This is a genomic window from Streptomyces sp. NPDC019531 (assembly GCF_044903305.1).
GTDB lineage: Bacteria > Actinomycetota > Actinomycetes > Streptomycetales > Streptomycetaceae > Streptomyces.
On the sequence record NZ_JBJDQL010000001.1, the window covers coordinates 264,654 to 284,749 of the forward strand.

Below are 20,096 nucleotides of genomic sequence, written 5' to 3' on the forward strand. Positions count from 1 at the left end.
CCGTCCCGTCCTCCAGGGGGCTCCGCCCCCTTCGACCCCCGCTCCTCAAACGCCGGAGGGGCTGAATTTTGCCGGTCCAGGCAATTCCAGCAACGGCCCCGCGCTAGCGGCCCGCCTCCTTCGACACCAGCGCCACCGCCTCGTCCACGTCGTCCGTCACGTGGAACAGCAGCAGGTCCTTCTCCGAGGCCTTGCCCTGTGCGACGAGGGTGTTCTTGAGCCAGTCGATCAGGCCGCCCCAGTACTCGCTGCCGAAGAGAACGATCGGGAAGCGGGTGACCTTCTGGGTCTGGACCAGCGTCAACGCCTCGAAGAGTTCGTCCAGGGTGCCGAGGCCGCCCGGGAGGACCACGAAGCCCTGCGCGTACTTCACGAACATCATCTTGCGGACGAAGAAGTAGCGGAAGTTGAGGCCGATGTCGACGTAGGGGTTGAGTCCCTGCTCGAAGGGGAGCTCGATGCCGAGGCCGACGGAGGTGCCGCTGGCCTCGCAGGCGCCCTTGTTGGCCGCCTCCATGGCGCCCGGGCCGCCGCCGGTGATGACCGCGAAGCCGGCTTCCACCAGGCCGCGTCCGAGCCGCACCCCCGCCTCGTACTCAGGGGAGTCGACCGGCGTCCGTGCCGAGCCGAACACGCTGATCGCGGGCGGGAGTTCGGCGAGCGTGCCGAAGCCCTCGATGAACTCCGACTGGATGCGCAGAACGCGCCAGGGGTCGGTGTGGACCCAGTCCGAGGGGCCGCCCGCGTCCAGCAGGCGCTGGTCGGTCGTGCTCGCCGTGACCTGTCCCCGCCTGCGGAGGACCGGTCCCAGGCGCTGCTCCTCCGGCGGCTGCTTCTTGCCCTCGGGGTTCCCGGTAGCCATGTGCGCTCCCTCCGCTTGCCTGGTCTTTCCATCTCAGCCTAGATCTACGCGGGTTACGGAGGGGGGACGTACGCGTGTCCGCCATGAAGCGCCCACCGCCACACCGCCTCCTTACGACGTCAGCCAGGCCCGCAGCTTCTCCTCCGCCTCCGGGATCAGCGACACCTTCACCCGCTCGTCCACCTTGTGCGCGAGCAGCGGTTCTCCGGGGCTGTAGTTCACCGCGGGCACGCCCAGCGCGCTGAAGCGGGAGACGTCCGTCCAGCCGAACTTGGGGCGGGCCACTCCGCCGACCGCGGCCATGAAGGCCTGAGCGACCGGGTGAGTGAGGCCGGGGCGGGCGCCGCCGGTGTGGTCGTCGACGACGAACTCGTCGACGCCGCAGTCCGCGAAGAAATCCCGTACGAAGGCCTCCGCCTCGGCCTCGCTGCGGTCGGGCGCGTAGCGGAAGTTGACTGTCAGGACGCAGGAGTCCGGGATGACGTTCGTGGCCACGCCACCCTTCACTCCGACCGCGTTGAGGCCCTCGTGGTACCCAAGGCCGTCCACGAGCGGCTTGCGCGGTTCGTAGGCCGCCAGCTTCGCGAGGGCCGGAGCGGCCTTGTGGATCGCGTTGGAGCCCATCCACGCGCGCGCGGAGTGCGCCCGCTCTCCCTTGAACGTCAGCAGCACCCTCAGGGTTCCCTGGCAGCCGCCCTCGACCTGGTTGTCCGTCGGCTCCAGCAGGACCGCGAAGTCGCCCTCCAGCCACTCCGGGTGGGCCTCGGCCACATGTCCCAGGCCGTTGAGGTGGGCGGCGACCTCTTCATTGTCGTAGAAGACGAAGGTGAGGTCGCGGTTGGGTTCGGGGACCGTCGCAGCGATCCGCAGCTGGACCGCGACGCCGGACTTCATGTCGCAGGTGCCGCAGCCCCAGAGGTAGCCCTCGTCGTCGAGGCGGGAGGGCACGTTGCCCGCGATGGGGACGGTGTCGATGTGGCCGGCGAGGATGACGCGTTCCGAGCGGCCGAGGTTCGTGCGGGCGACGACGTTGTTGCCGTGGCGGTCGACCGTGAGGTGCGGCAGGGCGCGCAGAGCGGTCTCGATCGCGTCCGCGAGGGGCTTCTCGGTGCCGCTCTCGGAGGGGAAGTCGACGAGCCGCGCGGTGAGCTGAGCTGCGTCCAGCGTAAGGTCAAGAGGGGTGTCGGCCATGCTCCTGACCCTAACGCCCCACCGATCGCGCCCACTGTCCCCATCCGGCGCGGACGTCTCCGTACTCTCCAGTATCTTGTCCGGATGCCAGAGCCGTTGCCCCCTACTCGTAAGCGCCGCGGCCGCCTGCTCCGCTTCGGGGCGGCCCTCGTGGTCCTGTGCGCGGTCGCCGGTTACCTCGTGGTGCAGTACGTCACCGGAGGCTCGGGCGGTCCGGTCTGCAGAGTCGTGTCGGGCAAGGCCGGCGGAGCGTCGTACGACTTCACGCCGGAGCAGGCGGTGAACGCGGCGACGATCACCGCAGTCGGCACCGGGCGCGGGCTGCCCGAGCGGGCCGTGACGATCGCGCTCGCCACCGCGCTCCAGGAGTCGGGCCTGCGCAACATCGCGCACGGCGACCGTGACTCGCTCGGGCTGTTCCAGCAGCGGCCCTCGCAGGGCTGGGGCACCGCGCGGGAGATCCAGGACCCGACGTACGCGGCGGCCGAGTTCTACAAGCACCTCGTCAAGGTGGACGACTACCAGGATCTCCCGCTGACGGTCGCCGCGCAGCGCGTGCAGCGCAGCGGCTATCCGGAGGCGTACGCCAAGCACGAGCCGGACGCCACAATGCTCGCCGCCGCCCTCACGGGCACCTCGGCGGCCACCCTCACCTGTGATGGGCGCCAGGACACCACACAGGCGGCCCAGGCCACCGCCACCGGCCCGGACGCGGTGCGGTCCGCCCTCGTTCGGGACTTCGGGCGGGACGCACTGGAGACGACCGCCGCGGAGGTGGGCGGCAAGGCGTCGCCGAGCCCGACGCCGACCACGGGTGACGCGCGCACGGTGACCCTTCCCGTGCGCAAGGACTCCAGCCCGGGTGCCGACCGCAGTCTCACGGAGCGCGGCTGGCAGCTCGCGCACTGGGCCGTCGCCAACTCCTCGGCGCTGCGCATCGAGCGCGTCTCGTACGCCGGGCGGCAGTGGACCGCCGGGAACACGGACAGCCGGTGGCGGTCGGCGGGCAGCGCGGGCGCCACGGACTCGGTGCGGATAGTCACGGCACGGTAGTTCGGAAGATCACCTGGAAGGGTCACATCCGCCCGCCGTCGGAGCGGGTGTGCGCAGGTTTTCGCCCCGTCACCCCCGCATCCGCGAAAACCCTTGAGAACAAAGGGCTGCACGGATTCGAAAGACTTTCGGACCGGAAGCTTTTTGCCCGTTTTTATCCGCAGGCGATTATGCGACGCATTGCCAACTCTTTACGTTGTGCCTCCGCAACCTTCCTCGGCTTCGAGCGGTAGTCACGGCGTCCTAGCAACGTTTCCTCCGTCGAAGGAGCAACATGTCCCTCCCCCTGACCCGCAGGATCGCCCGTGCAGCGCTGCTCGTCGCTGCGGGGGCGGCAGCCGGGGTCGGTGCGGCCGGCGCCGCCAGCGCGGCCCCCGCACAGCTGCCGGCCACCCCGAACCTCGGCGGGCTGACCGCTCTGGACGGGGCGGACGTCGGCAACACGGTGGACGGCACCGCGCAGAACCTGACCGAAACCGCGGGTAAGACCGGTGGCAAGACGGTCGAGAAGGCCGTGCCGACCGCGGGCAAGACCAGCGGCAAGGCCGTGAAGAAGGCGGCTCCGGCCGCGCAGAAGACGGCGGGCGAGGCCGCCGGTTCCGCCGGGGACCTCCTCGGCGACACAACGTCCACGGCGACGAAGGGCGGCGTCCCGACCGACTCCCTCACCAAGGGCGGCGGCCTTCCGGCGGCGGACACCCTGCCGGCGAAGGGCCTGCCGCTCGGCTAAGCGCCTGGCTTGAGCCGATGTCGGGGTCCAGGGAGTTCCCTGGACCCCTTCGGCTTGTGCGCCGAACCGCCTGCGGCGGTCGGGGCCGGGGCGTCTTCGAGCGGTGCCCCGTGCTCCAGGCCGAGCCCACCCGTTCCGCCCTGCGGATCGAGGACCCACGGCGGTGGCAGGGGCAGCTACGCCAGACGCTCCACCGCCGCCCGCACCCGCTCGTCCGTCGCCGTCAGTGCCACGCGGACGAACTTCTCGCCCGCCTCGCCGTAGAAGTCGCCCGGGGCCACCAGGATGCCCAGTGCCGCCAGGTGGGCGACGGTCGCCCAGCAGGACTCGTCCCGCGTCGCCCAGAGGTAGAGGCTGGCCTCGCTGTGCTCGATGCGGAAGCCGTGTCCGAGCAGTGCGTCGCGCAGCAGAGAGCGGCGAGCCGTGTACCGCTCCCGCTGCTCGCGGACGTGGGTGTCATCGCCCAGGGCCGCCACCACCGCGGCCTGGGTCGGCGCCGACGTCATCATGCCGCCGTGCTTGCGGATCTCCAGGAGGGGCGCCAGGACGGCCGGGTCGCCCGCCAGGAAGGCCGCGCGATAGCCGGCGAGGTTCGAGCGCTTGGAGAGCGAGTGGACGGCCACGATGCCGTCGTAGGAGCCGCCGTTCACGTCCGGGTGCAGGACGGAGACCGGATCGGCCTCCCAGCCCAGCTCCAGGTAGCACTCGTCGGAGAAGATCAGGACGCCATGTGCCCGGGCCCAGGCGACGATCCTCGTCAGCTCCTCCTTCGACAGCACCCGGCCCGTCGGGTTCGACGGGGAGTTGAGCCACAGGAGCTTCAGGCCCGCCGGGTCCAGTTCGGTCGGGTCGTCGTAGATCTCGTACTCGGCCCGGGCCAGGCGTGCGCCGACCTCGTACGTCGGGTAGGCCAGGCGCGGGTACGCGACCCGGTCGCCGGGGCCCAGGCCCAGCTGGGTGGGGAGCCAGGCGACGAGTTCCTTGGAGCCGATGATCGGCAGGACGTGGCGGTGGGTGACCTCGCGGGCGCCCAGGCGGCGCTCGACCCAGCCGGTGAGCGCGTCACGCAGGGCCGGGGTGCCCCAGACCGTCGGGTAGCCCGGGGAGTCCGCCGCGTCGATCAGGGCCTTCTGGATCAGGTCGGGGACCGGGTCGACGGGGGTGCCGACCGACAGGTCGACGATGCCTCCGGGGTGCGCGGCGGCCGTCTTCTTGTACGGCTCCAGCTTGTCCCAGGGGAAGGTGGGGAGGCGGTCGGAGACTGCGGACACGGCGTTCGGGCTCACTTTCGGGTCGTACGGCAAACGCCTCGGTCCCGTACGGCGGCGATCGGTGCGATCAGGCCGTACGGGACCGAGGCGGCACACCTCAGGGGTGCCGGATGTTCAGGCCTGCGGCGGGAGCGCGGCGATGAACGGGTGGTCCCGCTCGATCAGGCCCAGCTTGCTGGCGCCACCGGGCGAACCGAGCTCGTCGAAGAACTCGACGTTCGCCTTGTAGTAGTCCTTCCACTCATCCGGGGTGTCGTCCTCGTAGAAGATCGCCTCGACCGGGCATACCGGCTCACAGGCACCACAGTCGACGCATTCGTCCGGGTGGATGTACAAGGACCGGGAGCCCTCGTAGATGCAGTCGACCGGGCACTCCTCGATGCAGGCCTTGTCCTTCACGTCGACACAAGGCTGCGCGATGACGTAGGTCACGCTGTCGTTCCTCCTCCATAGGGCGCTGGCGGGCCTCCTCAGGCTCCGCCGCCTCGCGCGCGGGAGCGCGGCGTCGTCGATGCCCGCCCCTAGTATCTCCGTTCTTGGGCATGATCCGAACAGGAGGGGTGAACTGACCTGTGGAAATCTCCGCCGCGGGGCGCCTCGTCGTCCGTATCTCCGCAGCTGACGTGGGCAAACGGGTATCCGTGCGACGCCAGGACGAAACCGCCGTCACGCAGGAGAAGTTCACCGACACGGTGGGTGTTCTCACATCATGGGACAACGGTGTGCTGATGATCACGCGCCGGGACGGCGAGAGCGTCCGCATTCCGGAATCCGCGCTGGTGGCGGGCAAGGTCGTCCCGGCCGAGCCGGCCCGCCGCCGGGGCCCCGCCGCGTCGTACGCGGAACTGGCCCGGATCGCCGCGCGCGGCTGGCGGCCCGTGGAGAGCGAGCGGCTCGGCGAGTGGGAGCTGCGCGCCGCCTCCGGGTTCACCCGCCGCGCGAACTCCGTCCTCCCGCTCGGCGACCCCGGCATGCCGCTCGACGAGGCCCTGAGCGCCGTACGCCGGTGGTACGGCGACCGTGGGCTGCCGGCGTACATACAGACCGCGACCGGCGCGGCGGGCACTCAGGAGACGCTGTGCGCGGAGCTGGAGGCGCGCGGCTGGACGCGGGAGGTGACGGCGGAGCTGTGGACCGGGGCGCTGGCGCCGGTCGCCGATCGCGAGGCCGCGGGTGTCGTGCTGTCCCGGGAGGCCGACGAGGGCTGGCTGGCGCGTTATCAGCGCAAGGGGGTGAGCGAGGTGGCGCTGCGGGTGCTGGGGAGCGGGGCGTCGGTGTGGTTCGCCACCGTCGCCGGTGAGGAGACGCCGGCCGCGATCGGGCGATGTGTCGTGGACGGACGGTGGGCCGGGTTCGCCGCGGTCGAGGTGGATCCCTCGCTACGGCGACGGGGGCTGGCCTCCACCGTGATGGCCGCGCTGGCACAGCGGGCGCTCGACGAGGGGGCGTCGGCCGGGTGGCTCCAGGTCGAGTCGGACAACGCCGGTGCGCGGGCGCTGTACGCCGGGATGGGGTTCGCCGCGCACCACGCCTACCACCACTACCGCGAGCCGGGCCTCTCCGGCGGAGCACGGTAGCGATCGCCGCGAAAGGGCACGAGCCAGCTATGCGTCCCCCGTATCCGCCACCGCCCGAACGTTCCGCCGAGCTACGGAGGCGGTTCGCCGAAGAGGCGCGGTCCGAGCGGCCCGATCTGTCCGCGCTGTGTCTGTTGCTGGGGGCGGAGGCGGACGGGGAGCTCGACGAGGCCGGGATCGACCGGGCGCAGATCGAGCTGGACCGGCTGGCCGGGCAGTTGCCCTTCCGCCCGGGCGGTCCGCGGTCGTGGGCCGTGTCGCTGCGGGAGCTGCTCGGGGACCGGTGTGGGTTCCGTGGGGCGCCCGCCGACTACCAGCGGCTGGAGTCCTCGCTGTTGCACGAGGTGCTACGGCGGCGGAGGGGGCTGCCGATCCTGCTGTCCGTGGTGTGGATGGAGGTGGCTCGGCGGGCCGGGGCGCCGGTGTACGGGGTGGCCCTGCCGGGGCACTTCGTGGTGGGGTTCGGGCCGCCGGAGGAGCAGGTGCTGGCGGATCCGTTCGACGGGGGGCGGGTCCTGGCGGGGGCCGACGCCGAGTTGCTGGTGGCGGGAGCGACCGGGGCGCCCTTGGACCCGGCGATGCTGACACCGGCCGCTCCGCTCGACGTGGTCCTGCGCATCCTGAACAACGTGCGGGCCTGGGCCACGGCCCGGCCGGAGCGGTCGGACGTGGGCCTGTGGGCCGTGGAGTTGGCCTTGTTGCTGCCCTCGCATCCGGCGCGACTGCGTTATGAGCGGGCGCAACTGCTGGTGCAGCGCGGTGACTTCGTCGAGGGGGCTGAGGAGTTGGAGGCGTATGCGGGGGTGGTGGTCGCGGTGGACGAGGCCGCTGCGGATCGTCTGCGACAGCAGGCGCGGGCCGCGCGAGCGAGGTTGAACTGACGGTTGTGCGGCGTGTGCAGCCCGGTGGGGGCTTGTCGCGCCCACGCGGCGGAGCCGCATATCGATACAGCCCCGCGCCCCTGAAAACGCAAAGCGCTTACAGCCAGCCCTTTTCTCTTGCGATGCGGACTGCCTCAGCCCTGTTCCGTACCGCCAGTTTCTGGATCGCCGTCGAGAGGTAGTTGCGCACCGTGCCCTGGGAGAGGTGAAGTGCCTTGGCCAGCTCGGCGTTCGTCGAGCCGTCGGCCGCTGCCCTCAGGACCTCTCGCTCCCTGTCCGTCAACGGGTTCGCGCCCTCCGCCAGCGCCGCCGCCGCGAGCGTGGGGTCGATGACCCGCTCCCCCGCCAGCACCTTGCGTACCGCCGCTGCCAGTTGGGCCGCCGGGGCGTCCTTGACCAGGAAGGCGTCGGCGCCCGACTCCATCGCGCTGCGCAGGTAGCCGGGGCGGCCGAAGGTGGTGAGGATGACCAGCTTCACCGACGGGAGTTCCTTGTGGAGCCGGGCCGCCGCCTCGATGCCCGTCGCGCCCGGCATCTCTATGTCCATGAGGGCCACGTCGATGTCGTGGGCGCGGGCCGCCGCCAGGACCTCGTCGCCGCGGGCCACTTGGGCGACGACCTCGATGTCGTCCTCCAGGCCGAGCAGGGCGGCCAGGGCCTCGCGGACCATCGACTGGTCCTCGGCGAGCAGGACCTTGATCGTGCGGCTCGTCATGAGGCGGATCCTACGTCGGCCGCGGAACCGGCGGGCACGCGGGCGACCAGCCGGAAGCCGTGCCGGGTGCCGGTGGCCTCCAGGGTGCCGCCGGCTTTCTCCAGACGTTCGGTGAGGCCGGTCAGACCGTTGCCGGGGCCCTCTCCCGAGCCTCCGGAGCCGTTGTCCTCGACGGAGAGTTCGAGCATCGCTCCGTCGAGGGTCTGGCGGCGCAGCAGCTCCACGGTGCAGCGCCGGGCGCCGCTGTGCCGTACGACGTTGGTGACGGCCTCACGGAGGGCCCAGGCGAGGGCCGACTCGCTCTCCTCGGGGACGCCGGTGAGGTCGGGGTCGGTGGGAACCTGAGCGGTGACCCCGGCCGACGTCAACGCGGCCTCGACGCCCGCCAGTTCGGCGGCCAGTCGGGGGCGCCGGTAGCCCGTGACGGCCTCGCGGACGTCGACCAGGGCCTGGCGGCTGACCTGCTCGATGTCGGCGACCTGCTGGGCCGCCTTCTCGGGATGGTCGGGCAGCATCCGGCCCGCCAGCTCGCTCTTCAGGGTGATCAGGGAGAGGGAGTGGCCCAGCAGGTCGTGCAGGTCGCGGGCGAGGCGCAGGCGTTCCTCGTTGGCGGCCAGGTGGGCGACCTTGGCGCGGGCCTCGCGCAACTCGATGGTCGTACGGATCAGTTCGCGTACGCCGGTCATCGAGAAGCCGCCGAGGAGGGCCGGGAAGAGCAGTCCGGCCAGGAACGCCGTGCCGCCCGGGACGGCGAACGCGACGCACGTCAGCAGGGCGGAGACGGCCGGGACGGTCCAGCGGGCCATCCGGAACGGCAGGGCCGCGCCGGAGGCGATCGCCACGTACACGAACAGGACGAGCCACTCCCGGCCCAGGGTGAGGGAGAGCACGGTCGACTGGGCCGCCAGCGCCGCCACCGAGCCCAGTACCGCCTGGTTGAGCTCGCCGCGCCCGGTACGGAAGACCAGGGCGAAGTACCAGGCCACGAAGGCGACCAGGCCGATCCAGCCGAGGACGGTGACCCCGTCGCTGTGCCCGCCGTGCAGCAGGTCGCCGACGGGCGCGCTCAGATAGGCCAGCCAGATGCCGATCCAGAGGAACTTGACGACCTGCTGCCTGCGGTTCTGCGGGCGCTGCCCGATGCCGACGGTGCTCACGCCTTCAGCGTGTCCTTCCGGTACAGCCAGGCCGCTCCGCCCGCGAACAGGGCGAAGGAGACGGCCAGGATGGCGATGTCCTGTGCGTGCGGGGCGCGGCTCTGTTCGATGGCCTGCCCGAGAGCAGCGTACGCATGTGTGGGCAGCCACTTGGCGATGTCCTGGAGCCACTGCGGGAAGGTCGTCGTCGGCATCCACAGGCCGCCCAGCATCGACAGACCGAAATAGGTGATCATCGTGATCGGGCGGACCGCGTCCCCGGTCGCGAGATAGCCGATGGCCACGCCGAGCGCGGCGAAGACCAGGCTCCCGGCCCAGATCGAGGCGGTGAGGGCGAGCCACTGCCATGCGTCCAGACGTACGTCCTTCACGACAGCGGCGACCACGAACACGACCACGATCGAGGGCAGGCTCACCACGGCGGCACTCGCCGTCTTGGCGAGGACATAGCCGTGGCCCGGCAACGTGGTCAGCCGCAGCTGCCGTACCCAGCCGCCCTCCCGCTCCTTGGCGATGCGTTCGCTGTTGCCCATCAGGACGGCGGTCAGGGCGCCGAAGGAGGCCATCGAGACCATCATGTAGGTCGGCAGGGTCAGGCCGGTGCCGTCGACCTTCGACGTGCTGTCGGCGTTGCCCGCGATGATCAGGAACAGCAGGGACGGGTACATCACCGAGAAGAACAGGAACTTGCGGTTGCGCAGGGCGCGGACGAGTTCCAGCTTGATCAGACCGTTCATGGGGTACGGGCCTCCTCGGCCTCGGTGATCGCGACGAACGCCTGCTCAAGGCCGAGCCCGGTGACTTCGAGGTTGCGGGGGTAGACGCCGAGGCCGTAGAGGGCGTGGACGGTCGCGTCGGCGTCGGTGGACTGGATGCGGACGGTCCGGCCCGAGATATCGACTGAGGTGAGGAAGGGCAGTTCGCGCAGGGGCCCCTCGTCGATCGTGCCCTCCAGGTCGAAGGCGATCCTGCGGGCGCCCGCCTTGGCCTTGATCTCGGCGGCCGTGCCGTCGGCCAGGAGGCGGCCTCGGTGCAGGACCAGCACCCGGTCGGCGATGGCGTCGGCCTCTTCGAGGTAGTGGGTGGCGAAGAGGACCGTACGGCCCTGGTCGGCCTGTTCGCGCATGGTGGCCCAGAAGGCCTGGCGGGTGGTGACGTCCATGCCGGTCGTGGGCTCGTCCAGGACGATCAGGTCGCTGTCACCGGCGGTCGCGAGGGCGAAGCGGACGCGCTGGGCCTGGCCGCCGGAGAGCTTGTTGACCTTGCGGTCGGCGATCTGGGAGATACCGGCACGGGCGAGGACATCGTTCAGCTTGTACGGCTTCGGGTGCAGGTCACAGGCGAGCCGTACCAACTCGGCGACCGTGACCTCGTCCATCAGTCCGCCGCTCTGCAGCATCGCGCCCACGCGCCCGGCGACTATCGCCTCGCGCGGGGTGGTGCCGAAGAGCCCGACAGTGCCGCTGTCGGGCTGCTTGAGGCCGAGCAGCAGATCGAGCGTGGTCGACTTGCCGGCCCCGTTGGGACCCAGCAGCGCCACGGTCTCCCCCGGACGCAGGGTCAGGGACAGTCCGTCCACGGCCCGTACTTCGCCGTATGCCTTGCTCACCTGGTCGAACGCGACCACCGAGGCTGTCGTTGTCATACGGCCATGGTGGCTTCGAGGGTGCGGCGGCGGGCAGTGTCGGCCGTCCGGAGTGCCGCATGACAGATGTCATGTCGGGCGGCACTCCGGTGCGGTTTCCGCGGGTCGGTCAGCTCGGGTCGGTGTCGATGGTCACGGTGCGGTCCGCCGCCGTCTTCGCGCGCAGTGCCTTGCCCAGTGCGGAGGCGACATCCTGCGGCAGGACGTCACGCTTGCCGCTGGCGCCGTTGATCTGCACGCCGGCGAAGGTGGTGCCGTACGCCTCCTTGAGCGCTTCGAGGTCGTACGTCTCCACGAGCTTGCCGCCCACCGCCTTGAAGCCGAGGATCTTCGGCAGGGAGAGCGAGCCGAACTTGATGCTGTGCGCCGCGTCGGTCTGGATGGTGACGACGCTGGACATCGCGGGCTCCGCGAACTCCTTCATCATCCGGTCGACCTCGGAGTTCGAGATCGACGGCTGCTTGGTGGTCGTCGGGAGCGTGACGGAACCGGCGGTGCCGGTCTCGACCTGGGCGCGGTACGCCTCCTCGACCGCCGAGACCGACTGGTCGACGGCGATGCCCTTGCCGGCCTTGCCGTACACGGCGACGGCCTTGCCGTTCTCGAACTTGATCGTGCCGTCCGTGGACGAGCCGGAGCCGCCCGAGGCGTCCTCCAGGGCCGCCCGGAGCTTCTCCTCGTCGACGGGCATGACCGGGTCGACGACCCGGTGGTTGCCGAAGAGGGAACCGATGACCGAGACCGGGTTGTAGTCGCTCTTGGCGGCCGCGGCGACCGTGGCCTGCTCGTCGAGCTGGAGACCCGCCTGGTCCGGCTTGAGCGAGACGGTGCCGCCTCCGACCGACAGCTTCAGCGCCTCGTTCACCCGGTCACCGAAGGCGTCGTCGAGCTTCTTGACGGCGTCGTCGCGGGTGCCGCCGCCGATGTCGACACCGAGCACGGTGGTGCCCTTGGGCACGTCGGAACGGTTCATCAGCAGGCCGGCGCCGTAGGCACCGACGCCGAGGAGGACCACGGTGCCGCCGACCATCGCCAGCTTGCTGCGGCCCTTCTTTTTCTTCTTCTTGGACGAGGCGGCCGGCTCCTGCGATGCGGTGTCGGGCAGCTTCGGGGCCGTGTGCGGACCGTCGGTGACGTGTCCCTGCGTGCCGGGGGGCACGACCGGGATGCCGCTGGTGACGGTGTGCCCGGAGACGTTGTCCGGGTTGCCGTAGCCGGGGCCGCCCGGTTCGGGGGCCGGCTTCTGCGGGGTGAGGATCGCGGTGTCGTCGCTCAGTCCGCCGCCGGGGCCGAGGCCCGCGCCGGGAGCGCCGGGTGCGGGGGCGCCGGGACCGCCGGGGCGACCGAGGGTGCCGGGGCCGCCCTGCGTGGACTGGCCGGGCTGACCGCCGGAGATGCCCGGAGCGCCGGGGCCTGCGAAGCCGCCGGAGATACCTGGGGCGCCGCCGGGGCCGCCCTTGCGGCGGGGGCCGCCCGGGCCGCCGGATCCGCCCGTGCCGCCGGGTCCGCCCTGCGCGCCGGGTCCGTCCTGCGCGCCGAAACCGTCGGAGCCGTTGAAGGACTCGCCGCCGAAGGACTCGGGCCTGGCGAAGGGGTCCGGTCCGGCGGGCGGTACGACCGGGCCGTCGCCGGTGACCGGGCCGCCGGTGGGGCCTGCGGGGCCGTGGGTTCCGCCCGGGCCGCCGGGGCCCTTCGGTCCGCCGAAGCCGCCGCCGTAGTCGATCTGGCCGCCCTGACCGCCGTAGTCGATCTGGCCGTTCTGCCCGTTGGGCCCACCAGGGCCGCCCTGCGTGCCGAACCCGCTCTGGCCGTTCGGGCCGTCCTGACCGCCGGGGCCCGCGAAGCCGCCTTGGCCGTTCAGGGCGTCCTGACCGCCTTGGCCGCCGAAACCGCCCTGGCCGCTCCCCCCGTTCGGGCCGACGGAGCCGTTGCCGTTCTCCGCGAAGTACGGGAGGTCGTCGCGGCGGGGTTCGGTGCCGCGCTGTCCGGCGTTCAGGGCCTCGGTGACGTCGAAGGAGCCCGTGCCGCCGCCGTGGCCGGGAGCCACCGGACCGCCGGTGGCGCCAGGGAGCCCGGCGCCGTTCGTGCCGCCGGAGCGGGAACCGCCCGGCACGCTCATCGAGCCGACCACGCCACCGGGCCGACCGGCCCCGTGACGCGCACCACCGGAAACGGGCGCACCGGGACCACCGGCACCCGCACCCGCCACACCCGGCGCTCCCGCGCCCGAACCGCCCGGCAGACCTTGCCCGTTGGTGGCATCGCCGCCCGGACCACCCTTGGCGGGGCCGGACTTGCGGGGCGCGAACCAGTCGCTCGTCTTCTCCTCGGCGGCGGGCGGGGTGGGTTCGGCGGGAAGCTCGACGGTGCCCGTGGTCGAGGAGGGACTCGGCGCCGGTGCCTCGGCCACCGGGCCGGTGTCGGCGGAGCCCTCCGTATCGCCGACGGGCTGGCGCATGACGACCGGCGGAATGGGCCGCGATCCGGGGATGTTGATCCGGATCCGGGTCGTCAGCGTGGTCTCGGTCTTGCGCTCCTCCGGCTGCGCGGACGAACGGCCCGCGTCCGGACCGCCGTCGGACACCTGGGGCGTCCCGTACGGCGGCGTGCCCGAGGGGTAGGCGGCTCCGCCGCGCCCGTTGGGCCCGGAGGACGGACTGTCAGTTTCACGACTCAAGGCAGGTTCTCCCGGTTGGCTCCGCCGCCCGTTTCGACCTCACTGCTTCGGGCGTCGGCGGCGCGCACCACCATACTGGCCACTTCTGGCCCGTATCCCACGACCGCTGGGGAAACCCACACGGGACTCCCACGCGCGCGATGCGGAGAAGTAGTACGTCACTTGCCAAGTCGGACGGCGCCGCCGCCCGGTTGCCGCCCTCGTCCAAGGGTGGCGCAGATCACAGCCACAGCCATGCCACCGAGCAGGAAGAGGTAGGAGCCGCTTTCCGCGGCGAAGACGAAGTCTCCTTCCGGACGGCTGGCGGTGAGGAAGATGACCGCGACCATCCAGCCGCCCGCGGGCGCGACGGCCCCGGCCCGGCTGTCGGCGGCGCGTGCCCCGCCGAGCAGCAGTCCGGCCTCGCCGAGCACCGCGAGCAGCAGTCCGCCGGGGAACCAACCGCCCTGCACCAGCGCTCCGGCCAGCCCGACGACCGCGCCGAGCACGAAGAGGCCGAGGTAGGCGGCGACCCGGCCGGCCGACGGGCGTGGCAGCGGCTGGGCCAGCATCGACGTACGGTCGCTCATGACGCGCCCTCGATCCCGGAGAACAGGTCGCTCTCCCTGGTGCCTCCGTGTTCCCCTCTGACCAATTCGTAGTACTCGGTGGTGAAGAGAGGTTGCGCGAGTTCGTTGGAGAGCGCGAAGTACGCCCCGGACACGTCGATCTGGGTCGCGTGCGCGGTCATGGCGGCGCTCTTGGCGGCGGTGTACGCCGTGCCGTCGATCTCCGTGGTGATCCGCTCGTCGTCCACCACGCCCGGTACGTCGTCGAGTACGCCGGCCTTGGTGAAGGGGAGGTCGGGCAGGTCGTCGTGGAGCCGGGCGAAGGCCTGCTCGCCGACCGTGCGCGGTACGCGGTTCCAGTAGACCTTCTCGATCGACCAGCCCGTCTCCGCGGCGAGCTCCACCGCGCGCATGGCGACTCGGTGGGCCTGGATGTGGTCGGGGTGGCCGTACCCGCCGTTGTCGTCGTAGGTGACGAGGACCTGGGGGCGGACCTCCAGGATCACCTCGACCAGGTGTGCGGCGGCCTCGTCGAGGTCGGCCTGCCAGAAGCAGGCCGGGTCGTCGTTCTCCGGGAGGCCCATCATTCCGGAGTCCTGGTAGCGCCCGGCGCCGCCGAGCAGACGGAAGTCCGCGACGCCGAGCTCACGCAGGGCCGCGGTGAGCTCGCCCCGCCGGTGCTCGCCCAGGGCGGCACCGGTCAGATGCCGCGGCCCGGGCGGGATGACCTCGCCGAGCTCGCCGAGGGTGCAGGTGACCAGGGTCACCCGGGCGCCCTCGGCCGCGTACCTGGCCATGGTCGCGCCGTTGTTGATCGACTCGTCGTCCGGGTGCGCGTGCACCAGGAGGAGACGCCGAGCGGGCTGTTCCGTCATGGCCCCAGCCTACGAGGAGCCACCGACAGTCCCGCGCGGGCGGGGTCGCCGGACCAGGGTCAGAACTTGATACTGCCGATCATGCCCGCGATGTTCGTCGTCAGCTCACTGATCGTCGGGGCGATCGAAGAGGCTGCGAGATAGAACCCGAGCAGGATGCACACGACCGCGTGCCCGCCCTTCAGCCCTGACTTCTTGATCAACAAGAAGACGACGATCGCCAGCAGCACCACCGCCGAAATCGAGAGTGCCACGGCGGTTCACCTCCAAAGATCCCAGGGACGTGGGGGTCGGACCAGGGGGGCAGATAAATCCATACGTCAGCCAGCAGGTTCATACCCACTATGCGGTAGTGATCATAACTATCCGTGCCTGCGCATCCGTCGGCGCACGGCCGCACAAGGGGGCGCATGGCCAATATGGTCGGGGCATGACGACCGAGCCTGACTCCTTCCCCCGTCGGCACGCCCGCACCCAGCGCTTCACGCTCGGCGCGCCGCGCGCGTTCACCGTGGCGCCCGACGGATCGCGTGTCGTGTTCCTCCGCTCGAACTCCGGCACGGACCGGGCCCATTCGCTGTGGCTGCTCGACACCGCGGAGGGCGGGGAGCGCGTGGCGGCCGACCCGCGCGCCCTCCTGGGCGGCGCCGAGGAGCACCTCTCTCCCCAGGAACGGGCCCGGCGCGAGCGCAGCCGGGAGGGCGGCGCCGGCATCGTCGGCTACGCCACCGACACGGCCGTAGAGTTGGCCTCTTTCGCCTTGTCAGGGCGTCTTTTCACGGCGGAGCTGCGGGCCGGCACGGCACGCGAACTGCCCGCCCCCGGACCGGTGATCGACCCCCGTCCGGCCCCCGACGGACGGCAGATCGCGTACGTCGCCCAGGGCGCCCTGCGGGTCGTGGGCGCCGAGGGTGAGGACGACCGGGCACTGGCCGTACCGGAGTCGGATCAAGTCACGTACGGCCTGGCCGAGTTCGTCGCGGCCGAGGAGATGGGCCGCTCACGGGGCTTCTGGTGGTCGCCGGAGTCGGACCGACTGCTGGTCGCGCGCGTGGACGACACGCCGGTGCGGCGCTGGTGGATCTCCGACCCGGCCCACCCCGAGCGTGATCCACAACACGTCCCGTATCCGGCGGCGGGCACTCCCAACGCGGACGTACGGCTGTCGGTGATCACCCTGGACGGCATGCGCACGGAGGTCTCCTGGGACCGGGCACGCTATCCGTATCTGGCCCGTGTTCACTGGTCAGCGGCGGGCGCTCCGCTGCTGCTCGTACAGGCGCGCGACCAGCGCAGCCAGCTGTTTCTCGCGGTGGATCCGGAGACCGGGACGACCCGGATGGTGCACGCGGACGAAGATCCAATTTGGCTGGATCTTTTCCCCGGGGTGCCCTGCTGGAGCCCTTCGGGGCAGCTTGTGCGGATCGCCGACGAGGGCGGCGCACGCGTGCTGGCGGTCGGAGAACGCCTGCTGACCGGACCGCAGTTGCACGTCCGCGCGGTGCTCGACGTCGGCGGGGACGACGTGCTGGTCTCGGCGTCGGCCGGCCCGGAGGCCGAGGCCCCGGAGACGGGCGAGGTGCACGTCTACCGGGTCAACGAGCTCGGAATGGAGCGCGTGTCGCAGGAGCCTGGCATGCACTCGGCAGTGCGCGCCGGGGGCGTGACCGTGCTGGTGTCCGCGACCCTCGACCGGCCGGGCGCCCGCGCGCGGGTGCTGCGCGACGGCAAGAAGACGGCGACTGTCACGTCGTACGCAGAAGATCCCGGTCTGTCCCCGCGCGTGACGCTCACCGAGGGGGGCGCACGGAAGATCCCGTGCGCCGTGCTTTTGCCACGGGACTACGCCGGTGACACCCCGCTTCCGGTTTTGCTGGACCCGTACGGGGGCCCGCACGGGCAGCGGGTGGTCTCCGCGCACAATCCGCACCTGACCTCTCAGTGGTTCGCCGACCAGGGTTTCGCGGTGGTCGTGGCCGACGGCCGGGGCACTCCGGGCCGCTCACCCGCCTGGGAGAAGGCGGTCCGGGACGAGCTCGCGGCGGTGGTGCTCCAGGATCAGGTGGACGCGCTCCAGGCACTGGCCGGGGAGTTCCCGCTGGACCTCTCCCGGGTCGCGATCCGCGGCTGGTCCTTCGGCGGCTACCTGGCGGCGCTCGCGGCCCTGCGCCGCCCCGACGTCTTCCACGCGGCGGTGGTCGGCGCCCCGGTCAGCGATCTGCGCCTGTACGACACGCACTACCAGGAGCGGTACCTCGGCCACCCGGTCGCGCAGCCGGAGGTCTACCGCCGCAACTCACTGATCGACGACGAGGGCCTGGTCGACGCGGCCCAGCCGCACCGCCCGATGATGATCATCCACGGGCTCGCGGACGACAACGTGGTGGTCGCCCACTCCCTGCGGCTGTCCTCGGCCCTGCTGGCCGCGGGGCGCCCGCACGAGGTGCTCCCGCTGTCCGGGGTGACCCATATGACCCCGCAGGAGACGGTCGCCGAGAACCTGCTGCGGCTTCAGCTGGAATTCCTGAAGCGGTCGTTGGGGATGGCGTAGGCACAACAACGGGCCGGGGCGACATGGCGCGCCCCGGCCCGTTTACGGCACCCGCACGGCCGTACGTCGTTCAGCCTGACGCGTCCGTATATCGGAACCGGGTCGGCCAAGTTGCCGCCGTGTTACTCCGGCTCCTCGGGCGACACGACCTGCATCTCGTCGGCGAAGTGGCAGGCGGAGTCGTGCGCGACCGGTCCGCTCATGAACCGGAACTCCGCCGGTACCGCCAGCGCCGGGACCTCCAACGCGCAACGCTCCTCGGCCTTCCAGCAGCGGGTGCGGAAGCGGCACCCCGACGGGATGTTCGTCGGGGACGGGACATCACCGGCAAGGATGATCCGCTCCCGGTCTTCCCGGGCCGTCGGGTCGGGCACGGGCACGGCGGACAGCAGCGCCTGTGTGTAGGGATGCGTCGGATGGTCGTAGATCTCGGTGTCCCTGCCGATCTCGACGATCCGCCCGAGGTACATCACCCCGACCCGGTCCGAGATGTGCCGGACGATCGACAGGTCGTGCGCGATGAACAGGTACGACAGCTCGAACTCGCTCTGCAGCCGGTCGAGAAGGTTGATCACCTGGGCCTGGACGGAGACGTCGAGGGCGGAGACCGGTTCGTCGGCGACGATGATCTCGGGGCGGAGCGCCAACCCGCGTGCGATGCCGATGCGTTGGCGCTGGCCGCCGGAGAACTGGTGCGGATAGCGGTTGATGTACTCGGGGTTGAGGCCGACCACGTCCAGGAGGTCCTGGACCTTCCTGCGCCGGTCGCCCTTGGGGGCCACCTCGGGGTGGATGTCGTACGGCTCCCCGATGATGTCGCCGACCGTCATGCGGGGGTTGAGGGAGGTGTAGGGATCCTGGAAGACCATCTGGATGTTGCGGCGGACCGACTTGAGCGCCTTGCCGGAGAGCTTGGTGATGTCCTCGCCCTTGTACTTGATCGACCCACGCGTCGGCCGCTCAAGATTGACGAGCATCCTGGCGACAGTTGATTTGCCGCAGCCGGACTCCCCGACGATGCCGAGGGTCTCTCCTCTGTTGACGACGAAGTCAACACCGTCAACAGCCTTGACGGCACCGATCTGTTTCTTGAACAGAATGCCCTGGGTCAACGGGTAGTGCTTGACCAGTCCACTCACTTCCAGGATCGGCTCAACCATTGAGGCACTCCGTCCAGAAGTGACAGGCACTCGTCCGTGTGTCGTCAATGTCGTACAGAGGTGGTACGTCCGTCCGGCACACCTCTTGAGCCATCGGGCAACGGGGGTTGAACGCGCAACCCGGAGGGATGTTCATCAAGTTGGGCGGCAGCCCCTTGATCGCGTACAGCTCCTGGCCCTTCTGGTCGAGACGCGGGATGGAGTCGAGGAGTCCACGAGTGTAGGGGTGGGCTGGCGCCTTGTAGATGTCGTGGACGGGGGCCTGCTCGACGATCCGCCCGGCGTACATGACGGCGATCCGGTCGGCCACGTCCGCGACCACGCCGAGGTCATGGGTGATGAGGATGAGCCCCATGTTGTACTCGCGCTGGAGCTCGGCGAGCAGGTCCATCACCTGGGCCTGGACGGTGACGTCGAGGGCGGTGGTCGGCTCGTCGGCGATGATCAGCGCGGGTTCCAGGGCGAGGGCCATCGCGATCATGATGCGCTGGCGCATACCGCCGGAGAACTGGTGCGGGTAGTCCCGCACACGCTCCTTGGCGGCCGGGATGCGCACATGGTCCATCAGCTCCACGGCCCTGGCCCGCGCGTCCTTCTTCGACATCCCCCGGTGCACGACGAACATCTCGCCGAGCTGGTCGCCGACGGAGAGCACGGGGTTGAGGGAGGACAACGCGTCCTGGAAGATCATCGCCATCTCGGCGCCCCGGACCTTCCGCCGCTCCTCCTCCTTGAGGGTCAGCAGATCCTTGCCCTGAAAGACGATCTCCCCGCCGGTGATCCGGCCGGGCGGCATGTCGAGGATCCCCATCACGGCCTGCGCGGTCACCGACTTCCCGGACCCGGACTCCCCGAGCACCGCGAGGGTCTCCCCCGCGTCCACACCGTAGTCGACCCCGTTGACGGCCTTGGCGACCCCGTCCCGGGTCCGGAACTCCACATGCAGATCACGCACTTCGAGCAACACGACGACTCACCTCAGCTTCTGGTCGGGGCGCCGCGGGTGGCGCCGCAGAACAGGAGGAACTGGGTGCGCCGCACGCCCAAAGCGCCACGGCCACGCGGCTCCCGGGCACGCGTCTCGTACGCCCCCGACATGCAGGCCGCGACGGTCCGGGCGCAAGGGGAGCGGGACCCACCGCGCCGCCCCACCACACCCCTCCCGCCCCCTCACCACCACATCCGCTCCCGGCCTCCCCGCCT

General features: G+C 71.1%; 19 protein-coding genes. 5 read left to right on the forward strand and 14 right to left on the reverse strand.

Annotation, left to right across the window (positions count from 1 at the left end; translation table 11 throughout):
• Positions 1 to 103: 103 nt before the first annotated feature.
• A complete protein-coding gene (locus ACI2L1_RS01270; protein WP_404737225.1) occupies positions 104 to 862 on the reverse strand; it encodes a TIGR00730 family Rossman fold protein in 759 nt (252 codons plus the stop codon).
• Positions 863 to 973: 111 nt separating this feature from the next.
• Positions 974 to 2,053 carry a succinyl-diaminopimelate desuccinylase gene (gene dapE, locus ACI2L1_RS01275; RefSeq protein ID WP_404737226.1) on the reverse strand — a complete coding sequence of 360 codons (1,080 nt, stop codon included), beginning with the start codon at positions 2,051 to 2,053 and terminating at the stop codon, positions 974 to 976.
• Positions 2,054 to 2,137: 84 nt separating this feature from the next.
• On the opposite strand from dapE, the gene ACI2L1_RS01280 reads away from it, so the two are divergent.
• Together ACI2L1_RS01280 and ACI2L1_RS01285 are read left to right on the forward strand one after the other, a co-directional pair.
• Positions 2,138 to 3,106: a heavy metal transporter gene (locus tag ACI2L1_RS01280; protein ID WP_404737227.1), complete on the forward strand. Its 969-nt coding sequence runs from the start codon at positions 2,138 to 2,140 to the stop codon at positions 3,104 to 3,106.
• A gap of 274 nt (positions 3,107 to 3,380) precedes the next feature.
• Positions 3,381 to 3,836, forward strand: a complete 456-nt coding sequence (locus ACI2L1_RS01285; RefSeq protein ID WP_404737228.1) for an ATP-binding protein — start codon at positions 3,381 to 3,383, stop codon at positions 3,834 to 3,836.
• A gap of 176 nt (positions 3,837 to 4,012) precedes the next feature.
• Here the strand turns inward: ACI2L1_RS01285 and ACI2L1_RS01290 are convergent, their stop codons facing one another.
• Positions 4,013 to 5,107 carry a bifunctional succinyldiaminopimelate transaminase/glutamate-prephenate aminotransferase gene (locus ACI2L1_RS01290; RefSeq protein ID WP_404737411.1) on the reverse strand — a complete coding sequence of 365 codons (1,095 nt, stop codon included), beginning with the start codon at positions 5,105 to 5,107 and terminating at the stop codon, positions 4,013 to 4,015.
• A 114-nt stretch (positions 5,108 to 5,221) separates the two neighbouring features.
• Positions 5,222 to 5,539, reverse strand: a complete 318-nt coding sequence (gene fdxA, locus ACI2L1_RS01295) for a ferredoxin (RefSeq protein WP_007384503.1) — start codon at positions 5,537 to 5,539, stop codon at positions 5,222 to 5,224.
• Between the two features lie 140 nt (positions 5,540 to 5,679).
• On the opposite strand from fdxA, the gene ACI2L1_RS01300 reads away from it, so the two are divergent.
• Both ACI2L1_RS01300 and ACI2L1_RS01305 read left to right on the forward strand, forming a co-directional pair.
• Positions 5,680 to 6,684 (forward strand): GNAT family N-acetyltransferase, encoded by a 1,005-nt coding sequence (locus ACI2L1_RS01300; protein ID WP_404737229.1) that lies wholly within the window; start codon positions 5,680 to 5,682, stop codon positions 6,682 to 6,684.
• A gap of 29 nt (positions 6,685 to 6,713) precedes the next feature.
• Positions 6,714 to 7,565: a transglutaminase-like domain-containing protein gene (locus tag ACI2L1_RS01305; protein ID WP_404737230.1), complete on the forward strand. Its 852-nt coding sequence runs from the start codon at positions 6,714 to 6,716 to the stop codon at positions 7,563 to 7,565.
• A 97-nt stretch (positions 7,566 to 7,662) separates the two neighbouring features.
• Here the strand turns inward: ACI2L1_RS01305 and ACI2L1_RS01310 are convergent, their stop codons facing one another.
• The 8 genes from ACI2L1_RS01310 to ACI2L1_RS01345 all read right to left on the reverse strand — a co-directional run bounded on the left by ACI2L1_RS01310 (position 7,663) and on the right by ACI2L1_RS01345 (position 15,436).
• Positions 7,663 to 8,280 (reverse strand): DNA-binding response regulator, encoded by a 618-nt coding sequence (locus tag ACI2L1_RS01310; protein ID WP_404737231.1) that lies wholly within the window; start codon positions 8,278 to 8,280, stop codon positions 7,663 to 7,665.
• Positions 8,277 to 9,437, reverse strand: coding sequence for a sensor histidine kinase (locus tag ACI2L1_RS01315; RefSeq protein ID WP_404737232.1), 1,161 nt, complete (start codon positions 9,435 to 9,437; stop codon positions 8,277 to 8,279). The genes ACI2L1_RS01310 and ACI2L1_RS01315 overlap by 4 nt, the downstream gene beginning before the upstream one ends.
• Positions 9,434 to 10,174, reverse strand: a complete 741-nt coding sequence (locus ACI2L1_RS01320; RefSeq protein ID WP_404737233.1) for an ABC transporter permease — start codon at positions 10,172 to 10,174, stop codon at positions 9,434 to 9,436. The genes ACI2L1_RS01315 and ACI2L1_RS01320 overlap by 4 nt, the downstream gene beginning before the upstream one ends.
• Complete coding sequence (locus ACI2L1_RS01325) at positions 10,171 to 11,082, reverse strand: ABC transporter ATP-binding protein (RefSeq protein WP_404737234.1); 912 nt, start codon at positions 11,080 to 11,082, stop codon at positions 10,171 to 10,173. The genes ACI2L1_RS01320 and ACI2L1_RS01325 overlap by 4 nt, the downstream gene beginning before the upstream one ends.
• A 109-nt stretch (positions 11,083 to 11,191) precedes the next feature.
• On the reverse strand, positions 11,192 to 13,759 hold the full coding sequence (locus ACI2L1_RS01330) for a hypothetical protein (protein WP_404737235.1): 2,568 nt from the start codon (positions 13,757 to 13,759) through the stop codon (positions 11,192 to 11,194).
• A 158-nt stretch (positions 13,760 to 13,917) separates the two neighbouring features.
• Positions 13,918 to 14,328 carry a DUF6113 family protein gene (locus ACI2L1_RS01335; RefSeq protein WP_404737236.1) on the reverse strand — a complete coding sequence of 137 codons (411 nt, stop codon included), beginning with the start codon at positions 14,326 to 14,328 and terminating at the stop codon, positions 13,918 to 13,920.
• Positions 14,325 to 15,182 (reverse strand): N-acetyl-1-D-myo-inositol-2-amino-2-deoxy-alpha-D-glucopyranoside deacetylase, encoded by an 858-nt coding sequence (mshB, locus tag ACI2L1_RS01340; RefSeq protein ID WP_404737237.1) that lies wholly within the window; start codon positions 15,180 to 15,182, stop codon positions 14,325 to 14,327. The genes ACI2L1_RS01335 and mshB overlap by 4 nt, the downstream gene beginning before the upstream one ends.
• Positions 15,183 to 15,241: 59 nt before the next feature.
• Positions 15,242 to 15,436 carry a hypothetical protein gene (locus ACI2L1_RS01345; protein ID WP_020136789.1) on the reverse strand — a complete coding sequence of 65 codons (195 nt, stop codon included), beginning with the start codon at positions 15,434 to 15,436 and terminating at the stop codon, positions 15,242 to 15,244.
• 176 nt (positions 15,437 to 15,612) lie between these two features.
• Between ACI2L1_RS01345 and ACI2L1_RS01350 the strand changes: the two genes are divergently transcribed.
• Positions 15,613 to 17,733: a prolyl oligopeptidase family serine peptidase gene (locus ACI2L1_RS01350; RefSeq protein ID WP_404737238.1), complete on the forward strand. Its 2,121-nt coding sequence runs from the start codon at positions 15,613 to 15,615 to the stop codon at positions 17,731 to 17,733.
• 122 nt (positions 17,734 to 17,855) lie between these two features.
• Here ACI2L1_RS01350 and ACI2L1_RS01355 read toward each other — a convergent pair whose 3' ends face one another.
• Both ACI2L1_RS01355 and ACI2L1_RS01360 read right to left on the reverse strand, forming a co-directional pair.
• Positions 17,856 to 18,893 (reverse strand): ABC transporter ATP-binding protein, encoded by a 1,038-nt coding sequence (locus ACI2L1_RS01355; protein ID WP_404737239.1) that lies wholly within the window; start codon positions 18,891 to 18,893, stop codon positions 17,856 to 17,858.
• Positions 18,886 to 19,860, reverse strand: coding sequence for an ABC transporter ATP-binding protein (locus tag ACI2L1_RS01360; RefSeq protein WP_404737240.1), 975 nt, complete (start codon positions 19,858 to 19,860; stop codon positions 18,886 to 18,888). The genes ACI2L1_RS01355 and ACI2L1_RS01360 overlap by 8 nt, the downstream gene beginning before the upstream one ends.
• Positions 19,861 to 20,096: the final 236 nt, after the last annotated feature.

Bases quoted from the DNA above. Each gene is read 5' to 3' on its own strand.
- ACI2L1_RS01325 (WP_404737234.1), bottom strand. From the start codon at position 11,082: ATGACAACGACAGCCTCGGTGGTCGCGTTCGACCAGGTGAGCAAGGCA.
- ACI2L1_RS01310 (WP_404737231.1), bottom strand. From the start codon at position 8,280: ATGACGAGCCGCACGATCAAGGTCCTGCTCGCCGAGGACCAGTCGATG.
- dapE (WP_404737226.1), bottom strand. From the start codon at position 2,053: ATGGCCGACACCCCTCTTGACCTTACGCTGGACGCAGCTCAGCTCACC.
- mshB (WP_404737237.1), bottom strand. From the start codon at position 15,182: ATGACGGAACAGCCCGCTCGGCGTCTCCTCCTGGTGCACGCGCACCCG.
- ACI2L1_RS01285 (WP_404737228.1), top strand. From the start codon at position 3,381: ATGTCCCTCCCCCTGACCCGCAGGATCGCCCGTGCAGCGCTGCTCGTC.
- ACI2L1_RS01280 (WP_404737227.1), top strand. From the start codon at position 2,138: ATGCCAGAGCCGTTGCCCCCTACTCGTAAGCGCCGCGGCCGCCTGCTC.
- ACI2L1_RS01305 (WP_404737230.1), top strand. From the start codon at position 6,714: ATGCGTCCCCCGTATCCGCCACCGCCCGAACGTTCCGCCGAGCTACGG.
- ACI2L1_RS01350 (WP_404737238.1), top strand. From the start codon at position 15,613: ATGACGACCGAGCCTGACTCCTTCCCCCGTCGGCACGCCCGCACCCAG.
- ACI2L1_RS01355 (WP_404737239.1), bottom strand. From the start codon at position 18,893: ATGGTTGAGCCGATCCTGGAAGTGAGTGGACTGGTCAAGCACTACCCG.
- ACI2L1_RS01270 (WP_404737225.1), bottom strand. From the start codon at position 862: ATGGCTACCGGGAACCCCGAGGGCAAGAAGCAGCCGCCGGAGGAGCAG.
- ACI2L1_RS01320 (WP_404737233.1), bottom strand. From the start codon at position 10,174: ATGAACGGTCTGATCAAGCTGGAACTCGTCCGCGCCCTGCGCAACCGC.
- ACI2L1_RS01335 (WP_404737236.1), bottom strand. From the start codon at position 14,328: ATGAGCGACCGTACGTCGATGCTGGCCCAGCCGCTGCCACGCCCGTCG.